Source organism: Fervidobacterium changbaicum (assembly GCF_004117075.1).
Classification (GTDB): Bacteria; Thermotogota; Thermotogae; order Thermotogales; family Fervidobacteriaceae; genus Fervidobacterium; species Fervidobacterium islandicum.
This window is the reverse complement of the sequence record NZ_CP026721.1, coordinates 139,170-165,127: the sequence shown is the minus strand read 5'-3', so window position 1 is coordinate 165,127 and position 25,958 is coordinate 139,170. Positions and strand designations below refer to the sequence as shown.

Below are 25,958 nucleotides of genomic sequence, written 5' to 3'. Positions count from 1 at the left end.
ATTCATTCCTCCTGACCAAGTCTTATCCTTGGATCTATTAAAGCATACACAAAGTCAACTACAAAGTTCGCAAGGTATATAGAAGCTATGAGTATGACAAATATTCCTTGTATCATCGGGTAGTCGAGAGTTGTGAGCCCTTTGAAAAGTAAATATCCCGTTCCAGGGTAATTGAAAACTATTTCCGTTATCAATGCTCCACCTAACGCTCCACCTAAGCTTAACGCAAGTCCGGTGATTTGAGGTAGTAAAGAATTCCTGTAAGCATACTTGAATATCCTTCTGTCTTCCATACCTAAGTACTCTGAAAATAACGCGTAATCGCTTCCAAGCTCGTAAACAATCATCACTCTCATTCCAATTGCCCATCCACCCATGGCGGATATCACAATCGATGCGAACGGCATTATATAATGTCTTAACACGTCAACAAAAAACTTCCAAGTAAGACTTGGTATTGTTCCCTGAGAGTAGGCACCACTAACTGGGAACCATCCTAACTTCACGCCGAACAGGTATATGAAAATCATTCCAAGCCAGTAGTAAGGAACCTGCGAGAGAATCATCGATGAAGTCAAGACCCATTTGTCTATCCACGTGTTTCTTTTGTATCCTGCAATTGCTCCAAGTCGGTTACCAAGCCACCATGCGGTTAATGTTGCTGGAAGTAACAAGAACAAAGTCCATGGGATAACCGGTACAATTAAATCTATTACCTTCCTTGGATAATATGTTATCGAGGTTCCCAAATCCCCTTGCAAGGCCTTCGATATGAAGCTAAAATATTGAACAATGACGGGCTTGTCGGTTCCAAACTGTTCAAGTAACACCTTTTCTGCTGCTCTTATTGATTCAGGGTTTGCTTGAGCAACTCGGGACAAATTCGACAAAAGCTGAGAAAGTGGGTTACCTGGAATTGCACGAGGAAGTATAAATACAATAGTGGTTGCAACTATGTACGTTAATAAGAGGAACAGAAATCTTCTTCCAATAAATTTAAGCATCGGTTTAAATTTCATCCTATCTATCACTCCTTGACTTTATTTTACTCACTTGTTTAGAACCGTGCTTTACAAACCGGCCCCCTTTCGGGGACCGGACAGTTTTACAAACTATTTCTTTGCGGATTGAAGGTCTTTGAAGATCTTTGATGTTGGTATTTCAATTCCGCCCTTGTCTGTTGTTTCGAGCCATTTTGGAATTGGTTGTGGGTTTTTGGCTGGTGAAATTCCGAAAAGAACTGGCCACGTATCCGCATGCCATGGAGCTGGTCTGAACCAGTATGGCCTATCTTGGTTCGGCCAGTTGACCCAGTACTTTGTCGAATATTCGTACCAGTGGGCAGTATAGAATGCAGGTATAGAAGGCATATCTTTGGCAATTATTTCTTGGATTCTGAAGTAAGCGTTCTTTCTTACTGTTGGATCGAGTGTAGAAACTGCTGTATCAAGAAGCTTTACAATCTCGTCATTATCGTAGCGTTCCCAATCTCCTGCCCATGTAACTTCTCCTACTGGTGCTGAAAGCCTCTTGTCAAGAACGAATCTATAGATGTTGAACGGATGATCAAAGCTTGGTCCAACGCTCCAGGAAATAATCATATCGAACGTTCCCTTTGTCATTCTATCAGCCCATACTGAGAAGTCTGGAAATTCTGTAGTAACTTCAATACCTATTTGTTTTAAACTCTTAGCTATCAATTCACACATCATCATCCAGTCTGTCCAACCGTATGGAACCGAGATCGTGTAAGACAGCCTCTTTCCATCTGGTCCAACTCGGATACCATCTTTACCAACCTTGTATCCTGCTTCGTCAAGTATTTTCTTTGCCTTGTCAAGGTCATATTCTGGTCTTCCATCTGCTGTTCCAAATGTCTTTTTCCAGAGGTCGTAATTGATGTATTGCTTATTCGGTTCAAAGAGGTCAATAACAAACGAAGGATGAGCTTGGCTTCCGTATCCGAAATACGCCTTTTCTAGCATGTCATCGTATGGGATAGCGTATGCGATAGCTTTTCTCACTGCCGGGTCAGAGAGTCCTGGCTTTGTGTTGTTCAAATAAACAAACCCGACACCATCTGGTAAGAAGTACGGTTTTGATTTGTACCACGTTCCTACTGGAAGGTTCTTCTTTTGCCACATTTCCCAAACGCTTGGTATGAACAATCCTGCCCAGTCTACGTCTCCTCTTTCAATGGCCAATGTTGCAGCTGGATTGTCTTTGTAAATTACGTGAGCGATGTACTTGGGTCGTGGAAGTCCAAAAATATCTTTACCCCACCAGTTGTCGATTCTTTGGTATACCACTATATCAGGGGTGTAGAAATAGATTTTGTAAGGGCCGGAAACGACTTGTTCTGATGGTTTGTCGTTTGCCCAATCTCCAATGTTGATTTTCTTCGCTTTGAGACCTTCATAAACATGTTTTGGCATTGGTTGTGCACCGAGTGCGTAAGAGAGGAATTGGAAGTAGTTAAGTGGTTTTGTCTTTGCCTTGAATTCTACAACTTTCGCTCCTATACGGTTTATGGATTCAACGTAGTTGTCCCATCCTGCTCCAGGACCTATACCGAGTTCTTTCGTGAGTTGGAATGTGTACATGAAGTCCTCTGATGTGATGTCTCTTCCATCACTCCACTTCGCTTCTTTGCGGATGTAAATTCTCAGTGTTGTACTGTTCACAAACTCATACTTCTCAGCAATAACTGGAATCCAAGCATCTCTACCAAGGTCATACTGAAAAGCTGGCAAGAACAAGAACTGATCTGTTCCCCACGTTGACTGTGCTGCGTAAAGATTCCAAGTTGTTGCAGGTCCCCACAATGCACCCGCAATGTAAACAGTTTCCTCTCGTGGCAGTGTTACTGCAGCCAAGCTTAACGAAACAACTACCAACAAAAGAAAAAAAGTACCCAAACGTCTCATACAAACACCTCCCCAAAAGTGATGTGAGAAACCGAAAACACTTTACAACGTTCGCAAGAAATGCTCGAGAACCAGCACATTCGCGCCAACCAAAGAGGGTGGAACGTTCTCAAAAACAGTGTCTCTTATAACCGCATTGAACATATCCTTATCCAACGATTTGTAAAGTTCATCTTCAATGAAATTCCCAAAAGTTCTGTATATGTTGTTAATCAGGCCTCCTAACACGATAACGTCCGGGTTGATAAAGTAAATGATGTTCCTTAGTGTAAGAGCTAAGTGATGGATATACCTTTCTACAAAACTCTTTACCTCCTTGTTACCATCCTTCCACAGTTTTGTCAGATGGCAAAATCTTTCCTGCAAAGTTCTATTAGTAACCTTAGTATGACTGATAATTTTTTCGAAGGTACTAACTAATCTTGCCGGTGAAAGGTATTTTTCAAGTTCTACGCCGTTGACCGCAACATGACCTATTTCGCCGGCTGCAGAATTTCGACCTCGCACAATGTTCCCGTTCACCAAAATTGCACCGCCGATTCCTTCACCAAAATAAAGGAAAAACGCTACCTTTGAGTGCTTGATATCTTGCGAAAAGAACCGTTCAGCAAGCATTGAAAGATTTGCATCATTCTCAATAAGAACTTCTACACCCAAGGTATCAAATACCTTTTTAAAATCTATATTCTTCCAATCAAGATTAGGGGCACACATGAGCGTCTTGTTCTCGTAATTCACAATCCCGGGAAGCGAAAAGACAACTTTTGAAACAGTCGCGTTAAGTGGATATTCTTTTGTAAGCTTATCAAAACTGTTCACGACTTTTTCTCTGAACTTCTCAAACTCTCTCTCCGTCTTAAAACTGTCCACAATATCCCACGAACCGTCGAGGTATCCAACACCAACAAGCGTCTCGAAGATCTCTACGTTGTAAACAACGGACGTTACAAAAGACCGAGTTGGTCCGTAGAGTATTGAACTTCTCCCAACACTAGTGGATACACCCCTAACCTCAAGTAATCCCTCATTTTCAAGCTCACCTATTATTCTCCAAACAGCACTTTGAGCGAGCCCCGTTTCCCTAGAGAGTTCAGCACGACTTGCCTGACCTTTCTCCATGAGGTATCGAAGAATGGTTCTTTTATTTTCTCTTTTCATAGATACAGGGTTAAGTTTTTTTGTCACAGTACATCCCCCGTTTAAGTTTAATAGATTTTGTCAAATCTACTGGCTCTTATTAATTTTTTCTTTCTCAGAAATAATCGTTTAGATTATACCTGTTAGTCTGAAAAATCCAAAATTGATGAACCTAAAGAAAACAGAAGAAAACTTTTTCAAGTAAATACTAGTTCTAGAATTTCTAGTAATTCACAATTATTGATTATCACCTGGGAGATTCAGATAAATTTGTTGGAACATGTTACATGATGAAATGGAAATGTTACTTGGTGGGCAACCTTTCAGGAAGATTTGGTTTTGAGCACACCAATTCGCCCCAACAAGCTCAAAACCTGCATGCAGGGTGGGTGAAATATGGGTGACTTACCAAATTCTTGAATTAAAAATCTAAGATTAGTGCACTTATCTATATCTTTCCAAGTTTCATACTGAACACACCTGTGGCAAGAATTATAGCTGTTTCAAATCTTAGAATCTTTTTCCCGAGGCATATGCTTTTAAAGTGCTTTTTCAGTAAGGCAAGTTCCTTGCGACTAAATCCGCCTTCCGGACCTGCGATGAGACCAACGTTTTTTGAAATCCTCTTTGGAATTTTCCGCCCCTTAAAATCAAGTATGTATGTGCTTTCTGGAGCTAGAGAAAATATGTCCAAGAACTCTATAGGCTTAATCGAGGGAAAATTGTATCGAACACACTGTTTCGCAGCTTCCCTTACAACAAGTTCCAATTTTTCTTGTTTGTCCTCGTAGTGTCTTGATGCTCGTTCGTTGTTGAATACATAAATCTCATCAACTCCTAACTCGACAGCTTTTTCAATTGTCCACCTTAACCTTTCCCAGCGACCAGATGGAGCAAAGAGGACAAGCCTACCTTCAGTGTTTTCAACGAATTCGTAACTTATCACACTTCCAAGAGCGGATAACTTATCTATCTTCTTAAGAACAACTTTGTATTTCCCACCGTTCCCATCGGTGGCTTCAATGATTTCACCTTCTTTAAGTCTCATCACTTTCATATGGGTGACTTCGTGCTCATCGAAATACACAGAATCATCTTTTGGAATACAGAAATATAAATTCGGCAAAGTGAATCCCCCCATCAAAAACTACGCATATTTTCTAAAATGTGCCGCCCGAAATACGGGCGGCCACTACAATCAGTTTCATTTCTAGCAAATGTTATTACCAGTGCAGTACTTCTTTTTCTGTCTCTTTGTCAAATATGTGCATAGTAGTCATATCGAAGACCAAATCGATTTTCTGATCTTCCTTTGCCTGCGTCTTTGCGTTAACCCTTGCAACCAATCTGTCTTCTCCTGCTATTACGTGTAAAAGTGTTTCACTTCCAAGCGGTTCAACGACATCAACTATAACCTCAGCTGTGTTTTCTGGTTTCGGAGCAATTGCAAACATCTTATCATAAATGTTCTCAGGTCTGATACCAAAGATTATGTCTTTGTCGATGTACTTCGACAACTTGTCTTCGTATTCTGTTGGAACCTTTAGTTTTAGACCACTTGTCTTGACCCAAAGTCCGCCCTCACCGCGGATGATTTTACCAGGGATGAAGTTCATCGATGGGCTTCCGATGAACCCCGCGACAAATATATTCGCAGGTCTATTATAAACTTCGTAAGGATTTCCTATTTGTTGAATGACCCCGTCTTTCATAATGACTATCTTATCTGCCATAGTCATTGCTTCAACCTGGTCGTGTGTAACGTAAACAATAGTTGCTTCAAGTCTCATGTGCAGCTTCTTTAGCTCTGCCCTCATCTGAACACGTAATTTTGCATCGAGGTTTGAAAGAGGTTCGTCAAATAGGAAGACCTTTGGATTTCTGACGATAGCCCTACCTACTGCAACCCTTTGCCTTTGACCACCGGAAAGTTGTCTCGGTTTTCTATCAAGCAGGTGTTCGATTTCCAGAATTCTGGCAGCCTCTCTTACGCGTCTTTCAATTTCATCCTTTGGAACCTTTCTGAGTTTTAAACCGAAAGCCATGTTTTCATATACCGTCATGTGTGGATAAAGAGCGTAGTTTTGGAAAACAAAGGCGATATCTCTGTCCTTTGGTTCTACATCGTTGACAACTCTTCCATCGATTTTAATAGTTCCCTTCGTGATTTCCTCCAGACCGGCTATCATTCTGAGGGTTGTTGTCTTTCCACAACCTGATGGTCCCAACAATACTACAAATTCCTTATCTTCTACTGTAAAAGTTGCGTCTTTAACCGCTTCCACCTTACCTTCGTAGATCTTCCACACGTGTTCAAGGTTGACCTGTGCCATACGTGTTATACCTCCTCTTCTTTTTAGTGACTCTCACTGTTTTCATTTTCCTCAATCTCAAAAATTTCTTCCAGTCTTAGTTCTTTAAATAAGGATGGATCACCGAGGTCAAGCAAGTACAAGTCCCATACTTTATCGATAAAGTCCAAAATCTTCGCATACTTTTCGTAAGACATCACTACAACTGCAGGCTTGCCATTTTTTGTGACTATTATGTCCTTAGAAAACGCATCGTCAACCACTTTTGAGAACTTTGCCTTGGCTTCAGCTAAAGAATAAAAATCCTGCTTTACTCTCATACGTTGACCTCCTTGACTATAATTATAGTCAAAATTTTTCCATGATGTGCTACGAGTTATCAAAAGTTACTATATTGTAACGTGATAGAAACACATTTCTTGAATGATAAGGTGTAAAATTTGACTGAACGGTCAATAAAATTTATGGAATATACTTTATAAGGCAAAAGGAGGGGAAAAGTATGTCGGTTGGTGGGTTAAAGGGTATGGTTTATCATCAAGCTGGAAAGTTGGTTGCGGGGGTAGTTAGAAAAGCGGACACTCAAACATTTGCGAAGTTGTTGTTCACCGTTTCGGCTCTGAGCAAGGAACCAGCAAAGAGTGGTCTCAAAAAACTTGGGTTGATGGCTCAAGAAGAGCATCCTATGATTAAGAAGTGGATTGAAATTTTCCAAAAATCTTCGCCTAAAGCAGTTGAAAAAATCATCAACAACCTTATCATCAACGAGTTTGCTATTGGAGAACCTCTTAGACAAAAGTTGATGCACGAGCATAAGGTTGTTTTACCGAAACTCGGAGTTATAAGTCCAACGTACGCTTGTAATTTAAATTGTGTTGGTTGCTATGCAGGTCTCTACGGTAGAAAATACGAGCTTACAAAAGACGAGGTAAGGAGCGTTTTAAAGCAAGGTGAAGAACTTGGAATCTATTTCTGGGTTATCACCGGTGGCGAGCCTTTCTACTGGCCACATTTGATGGAAATACTGGAAGAATTCAATGAGCACTACTTCATGATTTATTCTAACGGCATCCTTATAACAGAAGAAAAGGCCAAGAAACTTGCAGAACTCGGAAACGCAACAATATCGATATCAGTAGAGGGATTTGAGAGTGAAACAGATTGGAGAAGAGGTCACGGAGTCTTTAAAGCAATACTCAATACTTGGGATAGACTGAGAAGATACGGAGTTCCGTTTGGAGCAAGTGTAACTGCTACAAGAATGAATCACGATATCATTATGAAAGACGAGTTCTGGGACTTCCTCGAAAAGAACGGTGTTGAGTATGTTTGGATTTACCAGTTCATGCCTGTTGGTCAAGACCCGGTAATGGACCTCGTCCCAACACCGAAGCAGAGATACGAAAGGTTCTTCAAGACAGAACAGATGAGGCTCAGTGGAAGATTTGCGTTTGTAGCAGACTTCTGGAACCATGGTTTCTTGACGCACGGATGTCTTTCTGCTGGTGCAAAGTATTTCCATGTGAACGCTAAAGGGTACGTCGAACCATGTGTGTTCCAACAGTTTGCAGTGGATAGCATCAGAGAAAAGACACTACTGGAGATATTCAAATCACCATTCTTTGAAGCTTACAAGAGGGCGATTCCATTTTCAAATAACCTGTTCAGACCGTGTCCAATTATCGATAATCCAAAAGTGTTCAGAGCCATGGTCAAGAATTTCAACGCAATTCCACAGCACGAAGGTTCTGAAAAAACTATCACAGAGCTTGCTCCAGAACTCGACAAACTGGCGGAAGAATGGAAACAGTACGCAGACAAGTTGTGGTACGAATACGGTTACGTTGAAAGGTACCCTGTTAATAGAGGTATTTACAACTACGAGACAAGAATGAAGAGGTACGCTAACAAGGAAGAAGCACTCAAAGTAGATAAGAAGATGGCTCTTTAATAAGCTAGCAAACTATTGCGAATTCGGGGGCGCTCAAGTTGAGTAACCGCGCATCAGAAACAAAGCAGAGAATTTTAGAAGCTGCGAGGAAGTTGTTTGCCGAAAAAGGATATGACGGTGTTAGCATGGAGGACATTGCGCAGGCCTCAGGCGTGCGCAAGTCTCTTATATATTATTATTTTCCGAGCAAAGAAGTATTATTTGAAGAAGTCTGGATCGGTGTCATTGATGAGCTTGAGAAAGAACTTTTCTCCGAAGTCGAAAGCGAGAAAAGTATATCCGGGGCTATTAAAAAGCTGATAAGAAAATACATCGAATTTACTTTGAATAAGTCTGAGTTAAGTAGATTGATTGCTCGTGAACGTATGAACGTTTTGGAGAACGGTGAAAGTTTATCAAGAGCAAAAGGCAAATACATTAGTTTGTTGAGCAGACTCGAAAAGATTTTTGAAAAAGGGAAGCAGGAGAACGTTTTGAACGATATAGAGCCTTCAACAGCAACTGAAATTATATCAACCGTTGATTCGATTCCGAGAAAGAGCCTTATTAAAAGCGTAGAAGAGTTTTTGGTCAGAACGATTCTCAAAGAAAGAGCTGAACATTAGGATCACTGGGTGGTGATTTTAGAATGAACAGTAGTGTCTCGCAGAAAAAGAAGGCTTTCTATTTTGTTCTCTTAATGGGCTTGGTAAGTTTGTTTAGCGATATCACATACGAAGGTGCACGAAGCTTAGTAGGTCCTTACCTTGGTCTGCTCGGTGCATCTGCTGTTGTAGTAAGTGCCATCGCTGGATTTGGCGAGCTTTTGGGTTACACTCTGAGGTTTGTGACCGGAAGGCTGGTTGACAAAACCCGTAAGTATTGGTTCTTTGCGACTTTTGGTTACGCAATGAACCTTTTCGTAATTCCCACATTAGCGTTAACAAAACACTGGTATGCAGCAGCTGTCTTGATTATTTTAGAACGCGTCGGAAAGGCATTCAGAAAACCAGCAAAGGATACAATAACATCTTTCGCTGGAAGTCACCTTGGCTACGGAACCACCTTTGCCATTGAGGAGTTTTTGGACCAAATTGGTGCGACGATAGGGCCTCTTATTATGAGTATAACTGTGGCTCAGAATATAAAGCTTGAAACTGCGGATGCATATCGTAAAGCGTTTGGGTTTCTTTTGTTTCCAGCTCTTATAACCATGGGCATCATTTTCATAGCAAGGACACTGGTGCCTGAGCCAGAAAAAATGGAAAAATCACAAGACAAAGTCCGTTCCGCCAAATTCGATAAGAGTTTTTACCTGTACTTAATCTCCATTTCGCTCATAGCGTTTGGTTTTGCCGATTTTGCATTGATAGGGTTCCACGCTCAGAAGAACAACATACTTTCTCCAGCTCTAATTCCATTAGCGTACATGACAGCTATGATTGTAGATGCATTTGCCGGTTTGATATTCGGTCGACTTTTCGATAGGTTCGGAATAGTGATCATGTCAGTTGCCTCTTTTATCACGTCATTTTATGCGATCTTTTCCTTCGGAATGACGAAAGAAGCGATTTTTTTAGGTGCCGTGCTATGGGGTATCGGTATGGGAGCAAACGAATCTATAATGAAGGCAACGGTAGCCAAGCTAGTGAGTTCAGAAGTCAGGGGCACTGCGTATGGATTTTTCAACGCGATTTTTGGAATCGCTTGGTTTATAGGTAGCGCCGTACTCGGATTTTTGTATGCTCTCAACAGATATTATTTGATGTACGTCGCATCGCTTACTCAGATCCTAGCGGCTGTCTTGCTGTTGTACCTGTCAGTTATGGCAAAAAGGAAATCCTCTACATAGCAAAGGCTGTTGTAGAACAAGCCTAACAAAAAACAAAGGGGTGCGTCTGCACCCCTTTTTTATCAACTTCGATTATGTACTTTTTTGGCTGGTTTTCTTATCTTCTTTTTGTTACGCCTTGCTTTTTGTCAAGTCTCTTTTTGTACTCAGAATACGTTTTCTGGCTATCTTTTAAAAACTTTTGGAGTTTCTTTTCGAACTCTTCCTTCTTCAATTCGGCATCACTCATCTTCGTTGTTTCTTCTTTGAGTGACAGTTCCCACTTGCCGTCCTTACCTTTTCCAACAATTTTTGCTTCAACTTCCTGTCCTACTTTTAGAAAATCCTCTACCTTCTGAACATACTGGTTTGAAATCTTTGAAATGTGAATAAACCCCTTTTCTCCATTCTCTAGTTCAACGTTTGCTCCGAATTTGAGTACTTCTGTTACTTTGCCTTTTACCACTTGACCAACTTCCATAAAATGTAACCCTCCTGAAAGATAAGATTGGAGAAAAATTAATACTTACCTTCGAACTTTTTCTTGAATTTCTGAACGCGTCCTTCGGTGTCTACTATCAGTCCAACACCTCCACTTCCTTTGTAAAGTGGATGGCAATTAGAGCAGACATCGACCTTAAGTTGTTCCTTGGTGGTCCAAATCTTGTGCTCTGCACCACATGCACATCTGACAGTTAGCAACCTCATCTCTGGGTGGATACCCTTTCTCAACTCACTCACCTCTCCCAAGTGATTTTGACTGTATAAATTCACGTTATATAATACCACTTTATTTTGAATTTTGCAAGTCTTATATTTTTACCTCCTTGAAATTATCTTGGATAGTGTTCAACAAGGCAATTGTTTGTTTCACATTAGCGAAAACATTGTTGATTTCATCCAAGAACTTTTGTATTGACGCGCTAATTTCTTCCGCTGTAGCTGAACTCTCCTCAGAAATTGCTAGCAGATTCTGGATGCTGGTTGTTATGCTTTCAAGTTTCTGAGCTTCTGAATTCAGTGTTTCAACCAAATCGTTCAGTTGTCGAGCTATGTGGGATATGATATTACTTGACTCTCTGCTTTGATTAGCACTCTCAGACAAGGTTTTCGATTGACTTTTAAGTTCTTCATACCCATTCAATATGCTCTGGCTGAGCCTTGCTATCCCATCCGACACAGTATTCAAAAACTGTGATATCTTAACAGCCGATGCCTTACTTTCTTCTGCAAGTTTTCTAATTTCATCAGCTACAACTGCAAATCCTCTACCTGCTTCTCCGCTTCTCGCTGCTTCTATCGCGGCGTTCAATGCCAACAAGTTCGTTTGTTCCGCGATGCTCATAACCGTGCTTGCGATCTCCATAATTGCACTGGCTTGATTTCTCAGCTGTTCACTTTCGTTCGCTATCGCCTCAAAGTCATTACTCATCACCTTCATACCGTTCGCAGAATTCTCAACACTCTTAGCTGCATTGATTATCTTTTCTACAGCCAAGTTAAGGTCCTTTATTATTTGGTTCTGGTCACTAATTGTTTTTGTAATAGTATCCACGTTGGACGAGACAGCCTCAGATATCCTTTCCGCATCGTTACTGATTTGAACAGCTGTGTCGGCAACTTGAGCGGATAATTCTTTCATTGTGTCAATTTGTTCGAGCACAGCTTCAGATGATTCCATCGTCTTTTTTGCAAACGTCATAAGCTCTTCCGCATCGCCTTGGATACCAAGTAAAAATTCTCTGAGACTTTCGATCGCTTCCGCGTTGATGTTTGATATCTCCTCAAAATCTTTTTCACCCTTAATGTAGACCGTTTTATTGAAATCTTTTTCCTTGTATATCTTGCCAATATGTTTCACACCTTCAATACTTGCCCTAAAATCCCTCAAACCGAAAGTTACACCAACAAAAGTCAGAACAGACACTGAAAACGCTGCAATGAGAGGATTATTGAAAAGACTTGTTAAAATCAACGTAGCAACAAATGTTAATACCGGAAAAACTACTGTGTATGTTGAAATAAAGCTTTTAAGCAAACCTAAACTGAGCACTTTGTAACTCTTCAGTCTGATTGTCCTTCCGTATGGTTTTGTGGAGCGCACCTTAACTTCGATAAAACTGCCAGAGTTTGATGAACCTTGGTCAAGAATCTCGACCTCTATTGGGTCGTTGAAAAACTCTGAGGCGCCTTTTAGCAAGCCCAAAAAGTAGTACCTAAAATCCCGATGAGACTGATACCTAATAATTGCCGTTCGGTCATCTATGTAATTGAAAATGATTCTCGGAGGTTTAGCACCCGAGATACGTCTTGTTAAAACCCTGTGTACTCCATCCATAGCGCTCAGAAAAGACATACAGCTGTCCTTTCTAAAATAGCTTGGGTAGAATTTTTCAAATGTCTTAATGTTATTGTACCCCGTTTCTTCCCAAAGTTGCTCGTATGTCTTTCCCACTCTTTGAGCTAACTCTTTCGAAAACTCTACTACAACGTTGTCGGAAATATCGTTGATAGGGATAAGTAACTTTGAAGTGTCAATCTTGTACTTTTCAATAAGAGAGTTTACAACGTTATCACCATACAGCTTCTTCCAGGTATTTATCCATACGTTCATGATAAAGCTTTTCATACTAATGCCCCCTTTCCAGCATTTGATTTTTTGCTAAAATATTTCTAATTCTCTTAAAGGGGAAAAACACCTTCATTATACGGGGATCACTCCGATCATTCTCCAACTTTGTCCTTATGACAAGTTGAAAGTGCTTTCCACTGTTCGAAGATTCTTTAATTTATTATACCACATTAAGTACAGTGCAAAATCAACGAAGAAATGTTCCCGAAATACCGCAGGAAATAAAATCCATAGTAGCTCAACGCTACCTTCCATTAAGATTGCCTACTACATGGTCAAAAAGTGTGCCTTGTATGATTAACTCCAAAAAATTATATCACAAAGCTATCAAAGTCTCCAAATGAAAAAGCGGTGATTCGAACATCGCTTCTGAATTTTACAGAATTTCAGGCAAATAAAATTCTAAAGAGAAAATATTAGAAATACATTCCAATTTGTATCAAAAGACCCGATGGTCCCGTTGCATCCAAGTATTGCGCGTAACCAAGACTACCGTACACACCTGATTTGGGGTTAAATTCGTATGTTATAAGCAGTCCACCGAAAACACCGAACAAGTATTCGTATATCTCAAACATACTAAGGTCAATTAGTGCTATAAAACTACCTCCAAGGGTAAATGAACCGTTTATTCTGTCGACTGTAATGAAGTTGATGTTACCACCGAGGTTTAAGAACACAGGTGTCAAACCATACAGGTTACCCATAAATGTTCCTAAGTGAAAGTAAACCGGTAAGGGTGCTTGTTCCCCGGCTCCCCAAGCTGAGAGACCGATTCCAAAGAAATTTGAAAACATCCCTATGTTTAAACTAACCTTATAAGGCATCATTTCGTACTCGGTTGCAATATCGTATTCGGAAGGTCGGTGACCGTACATGAACTGGGTTACCACTGTATTATCGGTTCTATCGTATCCAACAACTTTTACATAACCAACATCGCCGGTATGTGTCTCAATCTGAAATACGTAGCCTTTCTTTGCAAGTTTCGGGTCGAGCCCAGCGAGTTTTACCACGCTACCACTAACTGACTTTACGTACGCCTCGAGCCTGAAAAATCGTCTCAGTTCATACCATATATCAAGTGCAGTTGCCTTGAGCGCTTCACCAATGGCTTTTTGAGCTGACTCTAACGAAGCTCCTCGTGATTCCAGACTCTTTGAGGCAAGTAAACTACCATTCTCGATGTTGTACAGTCTTATCGTGTAACGCGCTACTGCAGAGTGTGTTAATGAAAGTATATTCCACGATGAGGATAGCTCTGTCAAAGTCAACAGCAACGCGTATTTCGAGCCTCCGAGTTTACCTATTTCCAAAGCTTCCGTCACTCCCAATTCGCTCAGATTTCTTTCTTTCATAATCTGCTGAATATCAGTTCTTGGGAACAGCTGAAATCTTCCGAGTTCCAGCGCCTGTTCTTCAAGGATCCCGAGAAGAAAGTCAACTTCATCCATATCCCATCCAGTTGCAACTTTTGCAGGTAAGATCACCAATTTTATTTTTTCTGTTACAGTTATACCGCTCTGAGAAAAGCACAACCCCGCCATTCAAACCTAACTTTGCTTGTCTCAGCTTTAAATAAAGCTCTGGAAACTCACAAGTTAATACTGCAATCGCCTGTTACCATAAAACATACGATGTTCGATCTAAGACTCTTTGATACGTAATAACCTTTTTTGCTGAAAGAATTTTCGTTTCGCTGTTCTTATCGTCCGTCGGGTGTTAAACTTGTGCTTTGTCCAATAGAGGCCCTCCGGTATCAACGTGTTTAAGTTAATATCCAGTAGAGGTAAACGAAAAATTTTTTTCGATATTTTTTAAGATTCGTACTGAAAAGTCTGGAGTGTGTAAGTCGAACCTGGAGGATGTCTAAAGTTGTTTGAGGGCATTTGCGTGGCTTGAGATTTCGTATGTATGAGTTAAATAACCTTGCTGTAGTGGTAAGAAAAGTATATGCGAAGAAAAAGTATAACTTCTGCTCCTGAAAATTTTTTATTATTATACCACAAACAGTGTAGCACAAGAATAAACTTTCAAAGATTTTCTACACCAAATTATTCTTTTGTCTTCTTGTCTCTTTCATCTTGTACATTAAAGTATCAACAATTCTCAGAGTATTTTCTGTGTTTAATATGTACTGTACAACGCCAAACGAAAATCCAGGTCTCAATTCATGAGTATTAGAAAATTCTTCAGCAATTTTATCAAAAATTTCCTTCGCTTTTTCAACAGGGCAATTTCTAAGCACGGTTAAGAATTCATCCCCTCCCATTCTTATCACGTAATCGTTTGAACGGATGTTCTTACGAATAGTTTGAACAAGTAGCTTAAGAATCTCATCGCCAACTTTGTGACCGTAATTATCGTTTATGGATTTAAAATTATCCATGTCTATATACACAAATGAATCCTCTGAAGAGAAACTTACCTCGCTCAAGAAACCTCTGTTATAAGCACCTGTCAGTGGGTCTGTCACACTTCTTAAATGTGACATAGTGACTCTAACAATCATTTCTTTGTATTCGCTGACCAAACTATAAGCAAAGCCTGCAAAGAGTGAGACGATCCCGAATGCTGACAGAAGCTTTGCATTAGTTGAAAATAGCATAATCATTCCATCATGTGCAACAGTTAGTATAAAGAAGAAAGCGAAAGCAAAGAGTATTTGAGAAAATATGCCCAGTGTCTTCCAGAAAAGATAAATTGCATTAACAACAAGCAGAATCGCGATGTTGTTGGTAAGAATTTTCATGGAGTAATTAGTTGGTGAAAGCAAAACGAGGATTGCAGCAGTAATGTTTGCGGATATCATTATTTTATCGAGGATTTTGAGGTCTTCGAAGTACTCTTTGTTAATGCCGTATATCAGCGACGCAAATGCCAGATAAGCTGAGACAACGAATATTTTCCGAAAGATGAGTAATCCCAAAGTACTCCCAAACGTTGGAAACGGAATCATGTCGAACATCCAAATTCCACCTAGAAAACTTGAGATCGAAAGGTGCAAATAAATCGTTTGCTTTGATTTATCCATGGTTCGCGCGATGAGGTAAAGAATTATTGAGATAGTTACAGCTAATCCCAAACTTATGGGTAGCAAAACGGCAGTTAAAAGATAGAGCAATTGATATTTTCCTTTTTGCGAGTTGTCTATAACTTTTGCGGTGAAGTCAATACCGATTTCATATACACCAGCTATTTCTATTTCTAATGTATCAAAAGAATCTGGAAGCAGAAAAATGTATGGCTGATACCACGTGTGACCAGTCTTGTCATCTCTAAATCCGAAACTCCCAATTACTTTCCCGTCTGTTTTTACGGCAAAGTACGAGGCATCTATCTGAGGAATGTACAAGTACTTTGCCTTACCCTCTGAACTCTGCAGATTAATATCCGCAGTGATAGTTACTGTCGATGGAGACTTTAAAACCTTGTAAAAGGTTGCATTGAGTATACCTGACGAACCAGAAAAAACGCCGGCTTTATCTTCTAAAATCTTCCAACCAGTTATTTCAAAACCTTTTGCTGTTATCGCATATCTAAAGGCGAAAAATAAAACTAAAAAGGCCAGGAAAGCAATCGTGGCTGGTTTTAGGTAATATTTAATGTATTCCGTCATACTCCCCCCCCATCTAAATCCCAAGAACTAAAGCCACAAAAACTTTGCAAAACTGACAATGCAATTATAACATGCGCATGTTAAAAGCTCCAAATGAAAAGACATGTTTACCAGTGTGTTCTTGACCTGAATTTGAATTCTTAGTTGAATTAAACTGGTGCTTTTTGCGTGGTATAATTGAAAAAACACGACAACTGCTAAACAGAAAAAGGAGGTGCTAACTGTGTGCCGAATGGCTGCTTTTTCAACAAAAGAGGTAGTCGATATTTCTTCGCTCTTCGAAATTGTCTCTTGGATGGCAAAGAACGGTAAGGGAGCTGAGCACAGCGATGGGTATGGCGTTTTGGTGTTTGATGAGATATCTAAATTTGAGTACAAAACCACGGTTCCAATTTATGATGACTTCCGTGGTAGAGAATTAGTCAAACAGATCCACGGAAAACTAGGTTTGATACATGCGCGCAAAGCCTCACAGGGAGTTCCCGTTGGGCTTCAGCAACTCCATCCTTTCCACATAAGAGGTCGTTACTTGGCCCACAATGGGACGATTACAGGTGCGGATAGATCAAATGCCTTTCAAAGCGATACATACGACTTTTTCAGTAATGTGGTCGATTTTGAAGATTTTGAATCGCTGGTGAATAATGTCAAGCGATACATTAGCACCCATGATTTCACAGGTGTTAATTTCTTGCTCGTAGATGAATTTGAAAAAGCCCTCTATGTAGGGTGTATTTACAAAAAAGACGTTGATTACTTTACGCTCCACTACAAAATTGACGCTCTCGGTTTTTATGTTTATTCTGAGCAAATGGAGGACTCTTTGTTGGAAATGGAAAATGGAGAGATTCTCAAAGTCGTGGAAGGTAATATAGTTGAGCAAGGGAAGGTGTTTTAAGTGGATGAATTTGTTAAGACCTTTTCAGCTGACCTTGTAGAACAGTTAGCGTCAATGTACGGTTCACCGCTTTATGTTTACTCTGAGAAAATTATCAGGCAAAGGGCACGTATCGTGAAAAAAACATTCGAAGGGATAAATCTTTTCCCAACCTTTGCGTGCAAAGCAAACAACAATCCAAATTTGATTCGAATTCTTAAAGATGAAGGATTTGGAACCGATGTTGTGACGTTGGGAGAGTATCATGCATCTAAAATGGCAGGTATTTTGGATGAAATGATTGTATGGAATGGCAATGGTAAATGTATAAACGAAATGTCGGTACTGTCGAATGTTAGGTATGTTAATGTGGATTCGATCGAGGAACTGGAAAGATGGAAAAAGATAAGCACTAGGACTGGGCAAATTCCAGAATTATTCTTAAGAATAAATCCCGATGTTGATCCAAAAACGCATCCACATATATCGACAGGTTTGAAAAAGAACAAATTCGGAATTCCCATTGATATGGTAGATACTGCTTTACAAAAAGCAAGAAATAGTAATCTGAAGATAGTTGGTTTCCATGTCCATATCGGTTCGCAAATAACCGATTTCGAGCCATTTGCTGAAGCAATAAGCCAAGTTGTAGAGCTCAGCAAAAGGTACGATTTTGGTAAGATCAACATAGGTGGTGGCTGGGGGATAAATTATAAAGATAAAGAGCTTGACCTATCCCAATACCAACGTACAGTTGTGCCTCTGCTTAGGGACTTCGAGGAAGTTGTTGTTGAAATCGGTAGATACATCGTTGGACCAGCCGGAGTGCTTATTCTGAAAGTAGAATACGTGAAAAGAACTCATGAAAAGGTATTCATAGTGGTTGATGGAGGGATGAACGTTCTTGTTCGTCCCGCAATGTATGGAGCGTTTCACGGAGCAAGAGTTTTAAGACCTGAAGAGGAAATGAAAACCGAGGTAGACGTTGTCGGACCACTTTGTGAATCAGGAGATATCTTGGCAAAACACCTTATGTTAGAAATACCAAAGGAAGGTAGCTATATTCTTGTTGAAAATGCGGGTGCTTATGGTTTTTCCATGGCAAGTAATTACAACTCGACTCTAAGACCTGCGGAAGTACTGATTACAGAAGATGGTGAACCAAGATTGATCAGAAAACGTGAAACCTTCGAAGATCTGTTTAGAACAATCGTGTGATTATGAATTTTGTTTGCATTGCAAAAATTCAGAAAAGTTGTGGTATAATAATCAGCTCACGGAAAATACTGGAAATAGGAGCGAACTCGGAGGTGAACGATTGTGGGGGAACTTGGAAGTATTCAGATGCTAAAAGTGTTAATTACGGTACTGCTGGTTATACTAACATCGGTTTTTGCGGCACCTAACTTTGAGTACCAAATTTTTTACGGAAATTTGCACTCACACACATCTTATTCGGACGGAAGAGGTACACCTGAGCAAGCTTATGCCCACGCCTCAAGATATGCAGATGTTTTAGCTGTAACTGACCACTGCTACTTTTTGAAGATACCTGTCAATGGTCAGTCAAAAACTTTTCTTACTCAGCAGGCGGCACGTAATGCAACCGTTCCAGGTAAATTTGTCGGATTACAAGGCTTTGAATGGACGGCAGGTTCTGGACATATAAACGTGTATGAGACACTTGAGTTTATAAGTCGAGACGAGAAGGGTGATTTGAAGGATTTTTATGAGTGGATAACAAAAGTGAAAAAACTTGCACAATTTAACCATCCAGGTGTCACCTTTGGTAATTTTCAAGATTTCTGGTTCTGGCCTGAGGCTGATAAATACGTGAATCTAATCGAGATAGGGAATGGAAATTGGAGTAGCGCTGATATTATTTCTGATGAGATGTATCAAAATTACATTCTTGCATTGAACCGAGGTTGGCACGTTTCTCCTACGGCTAACCAAGATAATCACAAGGAGAATTGGGCAAGTGCAAACGATGCAAGAACAGGTATCCTGGCAAAAGCGCTGACTTACGAAGATATTATGGATGCATTGTGGAGTAGAAGAACGTTCGCATCGGAAGATAAGAATGCGAAGCTCTATTTTTACGCTAACAGTACCATTATGGGAAGTATCTTGCCGTATTCTGGTAAAGCCCAACTGTATATTTATTATTCTGATAAGAAAGATCCAGTTGATAGGGTTTATATCGTTTCACAAAGCAAGATTTACGAACTATCAGAACTGTCTGGGAAAGACGAATTTGAGTATTCCGGAGTATTCGACATACCTGATGGCTACGAGTGGTTCTTTGTTTACATCATCCAAAAAGATGGTAACGAGATTGTTTCTGCACCTGTATGGTTTGAAACAAACAGTCCAATAAAGGTTAACTACGTGCGTGTTGGTCCAAAAAATCCAAACGTAAATCAAAACGTGCAGATAACCTTCGATATTTACAACAGCTCCGAACAGCCCGAAGAAGGTGTCCTCAAGGTTCTTGTGAACGGCAATCTTGCCTTCAATGAGAAGATTTCTTTGGAACCTTTCGGAATTAACTACGACAAAAATATCCAACTTGGAAAACTCGCTGCTGGGAATGTGCGCGTTGACTTTTTAATTAATAACGTGGTTGTTCAATCAATCACGTTCACAGTTTCAGAAAAGTCAGGATTAACAATACTTGTTGACAAACTACACGAGAATGATATCACTGATGAATTCTTGGCAATTTTAAGAGCGCTCCAAGAAAACGGGAATACAGTTCTGTTCGCAGAGACGATCTTGAAAGATTACGAAGAGGCAGACCTTGTCATTATTCCCACACCAAAACAAGACGGATTGGATTTCTTCAAAGACCTCATACCTGATGAAGTTGAGTGGCTAAACACTTTCAAAGGTAGAGTTATCCTGTTGAAAGGCAGCGACGAAGAGTATTTCAGAAAGTACACAGAAATGCTCACAAAAGCGACCTCGGCAAATTCTGTAGACGAGCTTGCTAAAATACTTGGAATATCGACAACTACCTCGAATGTCACAAAACAAATGAAAAAGGCCGTTTATATAGACCAAGGACACGCGAACGATTACTACAAAGACAAACTCACGAAACTCGAAAAGTTCCTCAAGTCTAATGGATTTGAGGTAGTTTATACTGATAAGATACAAAACATCGATGGTATGTATTTAATCATTATGAATGGAAAAAGTTACACAGACGACGAAGTGAGGAATATTGTGAATTTTGTAAGAAGTGGCGGAATTTTGATTATAACTTCCAAGAGTGATTACAACAACGGTGGAAACACAGAAGATTTGAATTACATATTGGATGCAATAAATTCGCCTGTCCGATTCAACGACGATCAGGTAATTGACGAAGTTAACAACTACGGCGCTAATTATAAAGTGATAGCAAATGGTGTAAGATTTTACTCTGCATGTTCTCTGGTCTTATATGGCAACGCGCAAGTCTTGGTAGCCTCCGATACGGCTCGTTCTATTGACTCTGATGGAAGAAATGATGCTGAATTTGTTGACAAAGTTGTCCTTGCTGCTACATTTACAAGCAATTCAGGAAGAGTTTTTGTACTTGGAAAAGCTATCTTTTCCGATTATGACTATGAGTTGAACAAAGATTTCATTGAAAGCGTGCTGTTCAAGATAAAGTAATCTACAACTAAGAGAGTTCAATATTCACAAGGTTTTTGGTATTAGACTTAGTCTATGTAAACACTTTTTATTTTTGTAAAATTGCGGGGGTGTCCCCGCTTTATTTTTTTCTTTGTTTATGGTATAATATTTCTGGAAGTATGGAGGTGATTTACATGTTCGACAGATTTTCCGAAAGATCAGCAAAAGTTTTTGTTATGGCTCAAGAGGAAGCGAAAGACCTCGGTCATTCGTACGTTGGAACCGAGCATTTGTTGCTTGCAATACTGAAGCTTAATGATAAACCTCTCGCCACTATCTTGGAGAGGTATGGGCTTACATATGCACGTGTGAAAAACGAGGTCATTTCGATAGTTGGATTAGGGATGCGTGGATTTATAATGTCACCGCAGATGACACCACGCGCAAGAAAGGTTACCGAAATCGCTTTTGAAGAGGCGCGTATGATGGGAAGCGACAAGATAGATCCAGAACATCTGCTTTTGGGTATATTACGCGAAGGTGAAGGCATAGCTATTCACATTTTGAAAAAGCTCAATGTGAATATACAGGCGTTACGTAAGGAAATAACGGATAACATTTCCGATGAAGACTTTTTTGAGGAGGGTCCATCACTCCCACCATCTTATGAGGAACCTTCAACATCACCAGCTGTTCGTCAGCTCGAAGGTTTTGGTGTGGACCTGACCGCTCAAGCACAGCGTGGTGAACTTGATCCAGTCATCGGACGAGAAGATGAAATCGAAAGGCTGATGCAAATCCTTGTCAGAAGAAAGAAGAACAATCCTGTACTTATCGGTGAACCTGGTGTTGGTAAGAGTGCGATAGTTGAGGGATTGGCACAAAGAATAGTTTCTGGCGAGGTCCCGGAACCATTAAAGGGAAAGACGATATTTTCACTCGATGTGGCAGCGCTTGTAGCAGGTACAAAGTACCGTGGCGAATTCGAAAAAAGGATGAAGAAATTACTCCAAGTTGTTAAGGGGAACAAAGATATAATCTTGTTCATAGACGAGCTTCATATGATAGTTGGAGCAGGTTCTGCAGAAGGAGCAGTTGATGCTGCAAACATTCTTAAACCTGCCTTAGCTCGTGGAGAGCTCCATTGCATAGGTGCTACAACGCCAGATGAGTACAGAAAGTACATAGAAAAAGACGCGGCACTCGAGCGTAGGTTCCAAAAGATATACGTTCAAGAACCGACTCCGCAAATGGCATTGGAGATACTGAAGGGGCTCAAAGCGAAGTATGAAGGTCATCACAAGGTAAAGTATACAGACAAAGCACTTGAGGCGGCCGTATATCTATCGCAAAGGTATATCACAGACCATTTCCTGCCAGATAAGGCTATCGATGTTATCGACGAAGCAGGAGCGCGGAGTCGACTTAAGTTGTTTGTCATGCCAAGTGAACTGCAACTTCTAAAATTGCAGATAGAGGCTGTGAGAAGTGAGAAGGAAGAAGCAGTAGCAGCTCAGGATTACGAAAGGGCAGCGGAATTGAAAGAACGAGAACAACAACTTAGGGAACAATTTAACGAAGCTTACAGTAACTGGCGCAAAGAAGTCGAGTCTACGGTGGTAACTGTCGACGTTCCTCAGATAGAAGAAGTTGTCGCAGGCTGGACAGGCATTCCACTTAAGAAACTCGAAGAAACGGAACGAGAAAAGTTGCTTAATCTTGAGAACGCGTTGCATCAGAGGGTTGTTGGTCAAGAAGAAGCAATTAGTGCAATCGCACGAGCTATCAGAAGAGCCAGAAGTGGTTTAAAAGACCCAAGAAGACCTGTAGGTGTTTTCCTGTTCCTTGGACCAACGGGCGTCGGTAAGACGGAGCTTGCTAAAGCATTAGCGGAGTATCTATTTGGTGATGAAAAGGCCTTGGTAAGGTTCGACATGAGTGAATACATGGAGAAATTCTCAGTATCCAGATTAATAGGTGCACCTCCAGGATACGTTGGGTACGAAGAAGGAGGAACGCTGACAGAAAAGGTGAGACGCAGACCGTTCTCTGTGATACTATTTGACGAGATAGAAAAAGCACATCCCGATGTATTCAATATACTACTCCAGATAATGGACGATGGACGTTTGACTGATTCACAAGGTCATGTTGTTGACTTTAGGAACACCATAATAATCATGACCAGCAATATCGGAGGTAGTGAAATAGTCACTTCTAAGAAAAACCTTGGTTTCGTTGGTGAAGAGTCTCATGAGAGAGATTTCAAAGAGATGAAAGATAAGGTGCTTGAAGAAGTGAAGAAAGTCTTCAAACCGGAGTTCATAAACAGAGTTGATGAAATCATAGTATTCCACAAACTTACAAAAGAACACATAGAACAGATTATAGAAATCCTGCTCAGGGACATTAGGGCAAGGTTGAGTGAAAGACACATCACGTTGACGCTTTCACCAGAAGCGAAAGAATTCTTGGTTAGTGTCGGCTACGATGCAGTGTATGGAGCAAGACCTCTGAAGAGAGCAATTCAGAAATACATAGAAGATCCACTCTCTGAAGAACTGCTCAGAGGCGAGATAGAAGACAGCGATGAAGTGTACGTTGTTCGCGATGGTGATAAACTATCTTTTGTGAAAAATAAGCAAACTCAACTTGCAACAACGGTCAAATCCGAGTCGTAGTGAAATATTTGACTCTGATTTTCCAAAATTCATCACTGAAATAGAAGGTGACTTGAAAAGATGCCAAAAGTAAAGACTATTTATGTATGTGATAAGTGCGGTTACGAGTCACCAAAATGGTTTGGAAAATGTCCAGTTTGCGGTGAATGGAACAGTGCAAAGGAATTTCAGTTGAAAGACTCTTCTTCGGAATCAAAAAGCATAAGAAATGTAGATGCGGGGATGATGGAATCTCATCCTCGCTTTTTTGATTTACAGACAGCTCTTGAAAGAACTGAAGAACAGAGAATCAAGACAAACATCCAAGCTATCGACCAACTACTGAATGGTGGGTTAGTTCCTGGGCAGGTCATATTACTGGGTGGTGAGCCTGGTGTTGGTAAGAGTACTTTAGCACTTCAAATATGCGATGCAGTTGCAAGAAGTCAAAATCAGGAAGAAAAATACGTCTACTATGTCTCAGGTGAAGAAAGTGTACATCAGGTTGCCAATCGTGCCAAAAGATTAGGGATTAAGAATCCTAGAATTCTAATTTCTTCGGAAACACAGATCGAGGATATTCTAAAAGACATGGACCCGAAAAAGGTAAGACTACTTGTGGTTGATTCGATACAAACACTTAGTAGTATGGATATAGATTCCCCGGTCGGTGGCGTTGTCCAGATAAAGGCCGTTGTTGAAAAGGTCAGGATCTTTTCAAAAAAGTACAACATCCCTTCTTTGCTTATTGCACATGTAACTAAAGAAGGTGTTATTGCAGGGCCAAAGCTTGTTGAACACGTTGTTGACACGGTGATATACTTTGAGGGTGAGCGAACAACTGATTACAGGATACTGAGAGTGCAGAAGAATAGGTACGGCCCAAGCGGTGAAATTTCTGTATTTCAAATGACCCAAGAAGGTTTAAAAAGTCTGTCTGAGGACACGCTTTTAAATTACTCAAGCACCCCCGGAAACGTGTTCACCAGTGTTTTTGAAGGGAGTAGGCCTTTAAATGTACAAATTCAAGCACTTGTCTCAAGGGTGAAGATGGCTTCCGGAAGAAGAATATCACACGGAATTGATGTCAGAAAGGTTATAATAATTTCGGCAGTTTTAGCGAAACATCTAAATTTACCGTTGGATTTCCACGATATTTACATAAACGTATCTGGTGGGCTAAATATCACAGACCCGGGTTGTGAACTGGCAATTGCAGGAGCTATACTATCGTCTTTTTTGGATTCTTATGTAGGAAGTGTCTTGATGATAGGGGAAATAGGACTGGATGGAAGTGTTCGACCAACGGTGAATGTTGCAAAGCGTATCGAAAATGCCAAGAAACTTCAGATCGAAAGGATAATTATCCCTGCTAACCTTGAATATAACCAGAACAACTCAAAATCTGCATTGAAAATAGAACGCGTAAGAAGTGTGAAAGAGCTTTTTGAAATTGTTGTATCCAATAAGGCATAGAAAATATGTAGGAATTTAATCTGAGAATTTGATAAAAAGGAAGGGGTGCAACAAATGGCTGAGAAGTTGAAAGTTAAGATCTTGGTAGACAGTACATCGGATTTCCCGAAGGAGCTAATCAAACCTTGGGACGTTGATATTGTTCCTCTTTACGTGATCTGGCCAGACGGGACTACAGAAAAAGATGACACAAGAGATTACCAGGAGCTGAAGAAGTTCTACGATAAGCTTAGGACGGCATCAGAGCTGCCAAAAAGCTCACAACCAACAGTGGAAGATTGGGAGGCGAAATATGAAGAGGCAAAGAAGAACGGCTACGATGGTGTTTTAGTCATAACAATATCTACAGCGATGTCTGGTACGTACAATTCGGCAGTTCTGGCTTCTAAGGAAGTCAATATCCCCGTGCGTGTTGTGGATTCCAAGAGGGCTTCAACAGCCATATCGCCCATGGTCAGATATGCACGCGAACTTTTGGACCTTGGTTTGAATCTTGACGAGGTTGCAGAGCAACTCGAAAAGAAAATAAAAGCCAAAGGATTTGGCGCGTTCTTCTATGTTCAGGACTTCAACTTCCTTGTCAAAGGTGGAAGAGTTAGTAGATTCGCCGGATTTGTAGGTTCGTTACTGAAGATAAAGGTGGGAATATATATCGACGATGAGGGGAACATGATACCTTTTACAAAAGCAAGAGGCACAAAGGCCATTCACGATGAGCTGTTAAAAAAGGCCCAGGAAGAAGGATTCCCGGCAGGAAGTACCGTCGACTTGTACATGGTGAGTTGCGATAACATGGATGAACTCAAAGAAATAGAAGAACAATTGAGGAAGGTTTACAAAGTTAAGAACGTTTATTACACTCCAACAGGGAAAGTCATTTCCATGCATGTTGGACCAGGGCAGACAGGATTTGGTATAGAACGGTATTGA

20 protein-coding genes are annotated in these 25,958 nt (G+C 40.5%); 9 read left to right on the top strand and 11 right to left on the bottom strand.

The window, feature by feature from the left end; genetic code table 11:
• Positions 1-2 precede the first annotated feature (2 nt).
• The 6 genes from CBS1_RS00715 to CBS1_RS00690 all read right to left on the bottom strand — a co-directional run bounded on the left by CBS1_RS00715 (position 3) and on the right by CBS1_RS00690 (position 6,696).
• On the bottom strand, positions 3-1,019 hold the full coding sequence (locus tag CBS1_RS00715; protein WP_033191253.1) for an ABC transporter permease: 1,017 nt from the start codon (positions 1,017-1,019) through the stop codon (positions 3-5).
• Positions 1,020-1,112: 93 nt separating this feature from the next.
• On the bottom strand, positions 1,113-2,927 hold the full coding sequence (locus CBS1_RS00710; protein WP_090222271.1) for an ABC transporter substrate-binding protein: 1,815 nt from the start codon (positions 2,925-2,927) through the stop codon (positions 1,113-1,115).
• A 42-nt stretch (positions 2,928-2,969) separates the two neighbouring features.
• Positions 2,970-4,112, bottom strand: a complete 1,143-nt coding sequence (locus tag CBS1_RS00705; RefSeq protein ID WP_090222269.1) for an ROK family transcriptional regulator — start codon at positions 4,110-4,112, stop codon at positions 2,970-2,972.
• Between the two features lie 400 nt (positions 4,113-4,512).
• Positions 4,513-5,190: a 16S rRNA (uracil(1498)-N(3))-methyltransferase gene (locus tag CBS1_RS00700; RefSeq protein ID WP_033191250.1), complete on the bottom strand. Its 678-nt coding sequence runs from the start codon at positions 5,188-5,190 to the stop codon at positions 4,513-4,515.
• A gap of 97 nt (positions 5,191-5,287) precedes the next feature.
• Positions 5,288-6,397 (bottom strand): ABC transporter ATP-binding protein, encoded by a 1,110-nt coding sequence (locus tag CBS1_RS00695; RefSeq protein WP_033191249.1) that lies wholly within the window; start codon positions 6,395-6,397, stop codon positions 5,288-5,290.
• Between the two features lie 23 nt (positions 6,398-6,420).
• Entirely contained in the window at positions 6,421-6,696 is a 276-nt protein-coding gene (locus CBS1_RS00690) for a type II toxin-antitoxin system Phd/YefM family antitoxin (RefSeq protein ID WP_033191248.1), read from the bottom strand.
• 182 nt (positions 6,697-6,878) lie between these two features.
• On the opposite strand from CBS1_RS00690, the gene CBS1_RS00685 reads away from it, so the two are divergent.
• The 3 genes from CBS1_RS00685 to CBS1_RS00675 are packed head-to-tail and all read left to right on the top strand — an operon-like array spanning position 6,879 to position 10,158.
• Positions 6,879-8,327: a radical SAM/SPASM domain-containing protein gene (locus tag CBS1_RS00685; RefSeq protein WP_033191247.1), complete on the top strand. Its 1,449-nt coding sequence runs from the start codon at positions 6,879-6,881 to the stop codon at positions 8,325-8,327.
• Between the two features lie 38 nt (positions 8,328-8,365).
• Positions 8,366-8,932 (top strand): TetR/AcrR family transcriptional regulator, encoded by a 567-nt coding sequence (locus CBS1_RS00680; protein ID WP_033191246.1) that lies wholly within the window; start codon positions 8,366-8,368, stop codon positions 8,930-8,932.
• A gap of 23 nt (positions 8,933-8,955) precedes the next feature.
• Positions 8,956-10,158, top strand: coding sequence for an MFS transporter (locus tag CBS1_RS00675; RefSeq protein WP_033191245.1), 1,203 nt, complete (start codon positions 8,956-8,958; stop codon positions 10,156-10,158).
• Between the two features lie 97 nt (positions 10,159-10,255).
• Here the strand turns inward: CBS1_RS00675 and CBS1_RS00670 are convergent, their stop codons facing one another.
• From CBS1_RS00670 to CBS1_RS00650, 5 genes are all read right to left on the bottom strand, one after another.
• Complete coding sequence (locus CBS1_RS00670; protein WP_033191244.1) at positions 10,256-10,618, bottom strand: S1 RNA-binding domain-containing protein; 363 nt, start codon at positions 10,616-10,618, stop codon at positions 10,256-10,258.
• A 38-nt stretch (positions 10,619-10,656) separates the two neighbouring features.
• A complete protein-coding gene (gene rpmE / locus CBS1_RS00665) occupies positions 10,657-10,869 on the bottom strand; it encodes a 50S ribosomal protein L31 (RefSeq protein ID WP_033191243.1) in 213 nt (70 codons plus the stop codon).
• A gap of 79 nt (positions 10,870-10,948) precedes the next feature.
• Positions 10,949-12,766, bottom strand: a complete 1,818-nt coding sequence (locus CBS1_RS00660; RefSeq protein ID WP_033191242.1) for a heme NO-binding domain-containing protein — start codon at positions 12,764-12,766, stop codon at positions 10,949-10,951.
• Positions 12,767-13,185: 419 nt separating this feature from the next.
• Positions 13,186-14,316 (bottom strand): hypothetical protein, encoded by a 1,131-nt coding sequence (locus CBS1_RS00655; RefSeq protein ID WP_090222267.1) that lies wholly within the window; start codon positions 14,314-14,316, stop codon positions 13,186-13,188.
• 497 nt (positions 14,317-14,813) lie between these two features.
• On the bottom strand, positions 14,814-16,388 hold the full coding sequence (locus CBS1_RS00650) for a GGDEF domain-containing protein (RefSeq protein WP_033191241.1): 1,575 nt from the start codon (positions 16,386-16,388) through the stop codon (positions 14,814-14,816).
• Positions 16,389-16,620: 232 nt separating this feature from the next.
• Here CBS1_RS00650 and CBS1_RS00645 point away from each other — a divergent pair, with 232 nt between their 5' ends.
• The 6 genes from CBS1_RS00645 to CBS1_RS00620 all read left to right on the top strand — a co-directional run bounded on the left by CBS1_RS00645 (position 16,621) and on the right by CBS1_RS00620 (position 25,958).
• A complete protein-coding gene (locus CBS1_RS00645; protein ID WP_090222265.1) occupies positions 16,621-17,286 on the top strand; it encodes a class II glutamine amidotransferase in 666 nt (221 codons plus the stop codon).
• Positions 17,287-18,483, top strand: a complete 1,197-nt coding sequence (lysA, locus tag CBS1_RS00640) for a diaminopimelate decarboxylase (protein ID WP_256329703.1) — start codon at positions 17,287-17,289, stop codon at positions 18,481-18,483. It abuts the gene before it with no gap.
• 102 nt (positions 18,484-18,585) lie between these two features.
• Entirely contained in the window at positions 18,586-20,931 is a 2,346-nt protein-coding gene (locus CBS1_RS00635) for a DUF4350 domain-containing protein (RefSeq protein ID WP_241685534.1), read from the top strand.
• 155 nt (positions 20,932-21,086) lie between these two features.
• Positions 21,087-23,573, top strand: coding sequence for an ATP-dependent Clp protease ATP-binding subunit (locus CBS1_RS00630; protein WP_090222264.1), 2,487 nt, complete (start codon positions 21,087-21,089; stop codon positions 23,571-23,573).
• 60 nt (positions 23,574-23,633) lie between these two features.
• The gene (radA, locus tag CBS1_RS00625) at positions 23,634-25,028 is read left to right on the top strand and encodes a DNA repair protein RadA (protein WP_090222262.1); all 1,395 of its coding nucleotides are present in this window, start codon (positions 23,634-23,636) and stop codon (positions 25,026-25,028) included.
• A 54-nt stretch (positions 25,029-25,082) separates the two neighbouring features.
• The gene (locus CBS1_RS00620; protein ID WP_090222261.1) at positions 25,083-25,958 is read left to right on the top strand and encodes a DegV family protein; all 876 of its coding nucleotides are present in this window, start codon (positions 25,083-25,085) and stop codon (positions 25,956-25,958) included.

What these genes read in the sequence shown, in the direction of transcription:
- CBS1_RS00715 (WP_033191253.1), bottom strand. Translation starts at nt 1,019, where the DNA reads ATGAAATTTAAACCGATGCTTAAATTTATTGGAAGAAGATTTCTGTTC.
- CBS1_RS00710 (WP_090222271.1), bottom strand. Translation starts at nt 2,927, where the DNA reads ATGAGACGTTTGGGTACTTTTTTTCTTTTGTTGGTAGTTGTTTCGTTA.
- CBS1_RS00695 (WP_033191249.1), bottom strand. Translation starts at nt 6,397, where the DNA reads ATGGCACAGGTCAACCTTGAACACGTGTGGAAGATCTACGAAGGTAAG.
- CBS1_RS00690 (WP_033191248.1), bottom strand. Translation starts at nt 6,696, where the DNA reads ATGAGAGTAAAGCAGGATTTTTATTCTTTAGCTGAAGCCAAGGCAAAG.
- CBS1_RS00685 (WP_033191247.1), top strand. Translation starts at nt 6,879, where the DNA reads ATGTCGGTTGGTGGGTTAAAGGGTATGGTTTATCATCAAGCTGGAAAG.
- CBS1_RS00675 (WP_033191245.1), top strand. Translation starts at nt 8,956, where the DNA reads ATGAACAGTAGTGTCTCGCAGAAAAAGAAGGCTTTCTATTTTGTTCTC.
- CBS1_RS00670 (WP_033191244.1), bottom strand. Translation starts at nt 10,618, where the DNA reads ATGGAAGTTGGTCAAGTGGTAAAAGGCAAAGTAACAGAAGTACTCAAA.
- CBS1_RS00660 (WP_033191242.1), bottom strand. Translation starts at nt 12,766, where the DNA reads ATGAAAAGCTTTATCATGAACGTATGGATAAATACCTGGAAGAAGCTG.
- CBS1_RS00655 (WP_090222267.1), bottom strand. Translation starts at nt 14,316, where the DNA reads ATGGCGGGGTTGTGCTTTTCTCAGAGCGGTATAACTGTAACAGAAAAA.
- CBS1_RS00650 (WP_033191241.1), bottom strand. Translation starts at nt 16,388, where the DNA reads ATGACGGAATACATTAAATATTACCTAAAACCAGCCACGATTGCTTTC.
- CBS1_RS00645 (WP_090222265.1), top strand. Translation starts at nt 16,621, where the DNA reads ATGGCTGCTTTTTCAACAAAAGAGGTAGTCGATATTTCTTCGCTCTTC.
- CBS1_RS00630 (WP_090222264.1), top strand. Translation starts at nt 21,087, where the DNA reads ATGTTCGACAGATTTTCCGAAAGATCAGCAAAAGTTTTTGTTATGGCT.
- radA (WP_090222262.1), top strand. Translation starts at nt 23,634, where the DNA reads ATGCCAAAAGTAAAGACTATTTATGTATGTGATAAGTGCGGTTACGAG.
- CBS1_RS00620 (WP_090222261.1), top strand. Translation starts at nt 25,083, where the DNA reads ATGGCTGAGAAGTTGAAAGTTAAGATCTTGGTAGACAGTACATCGGAT.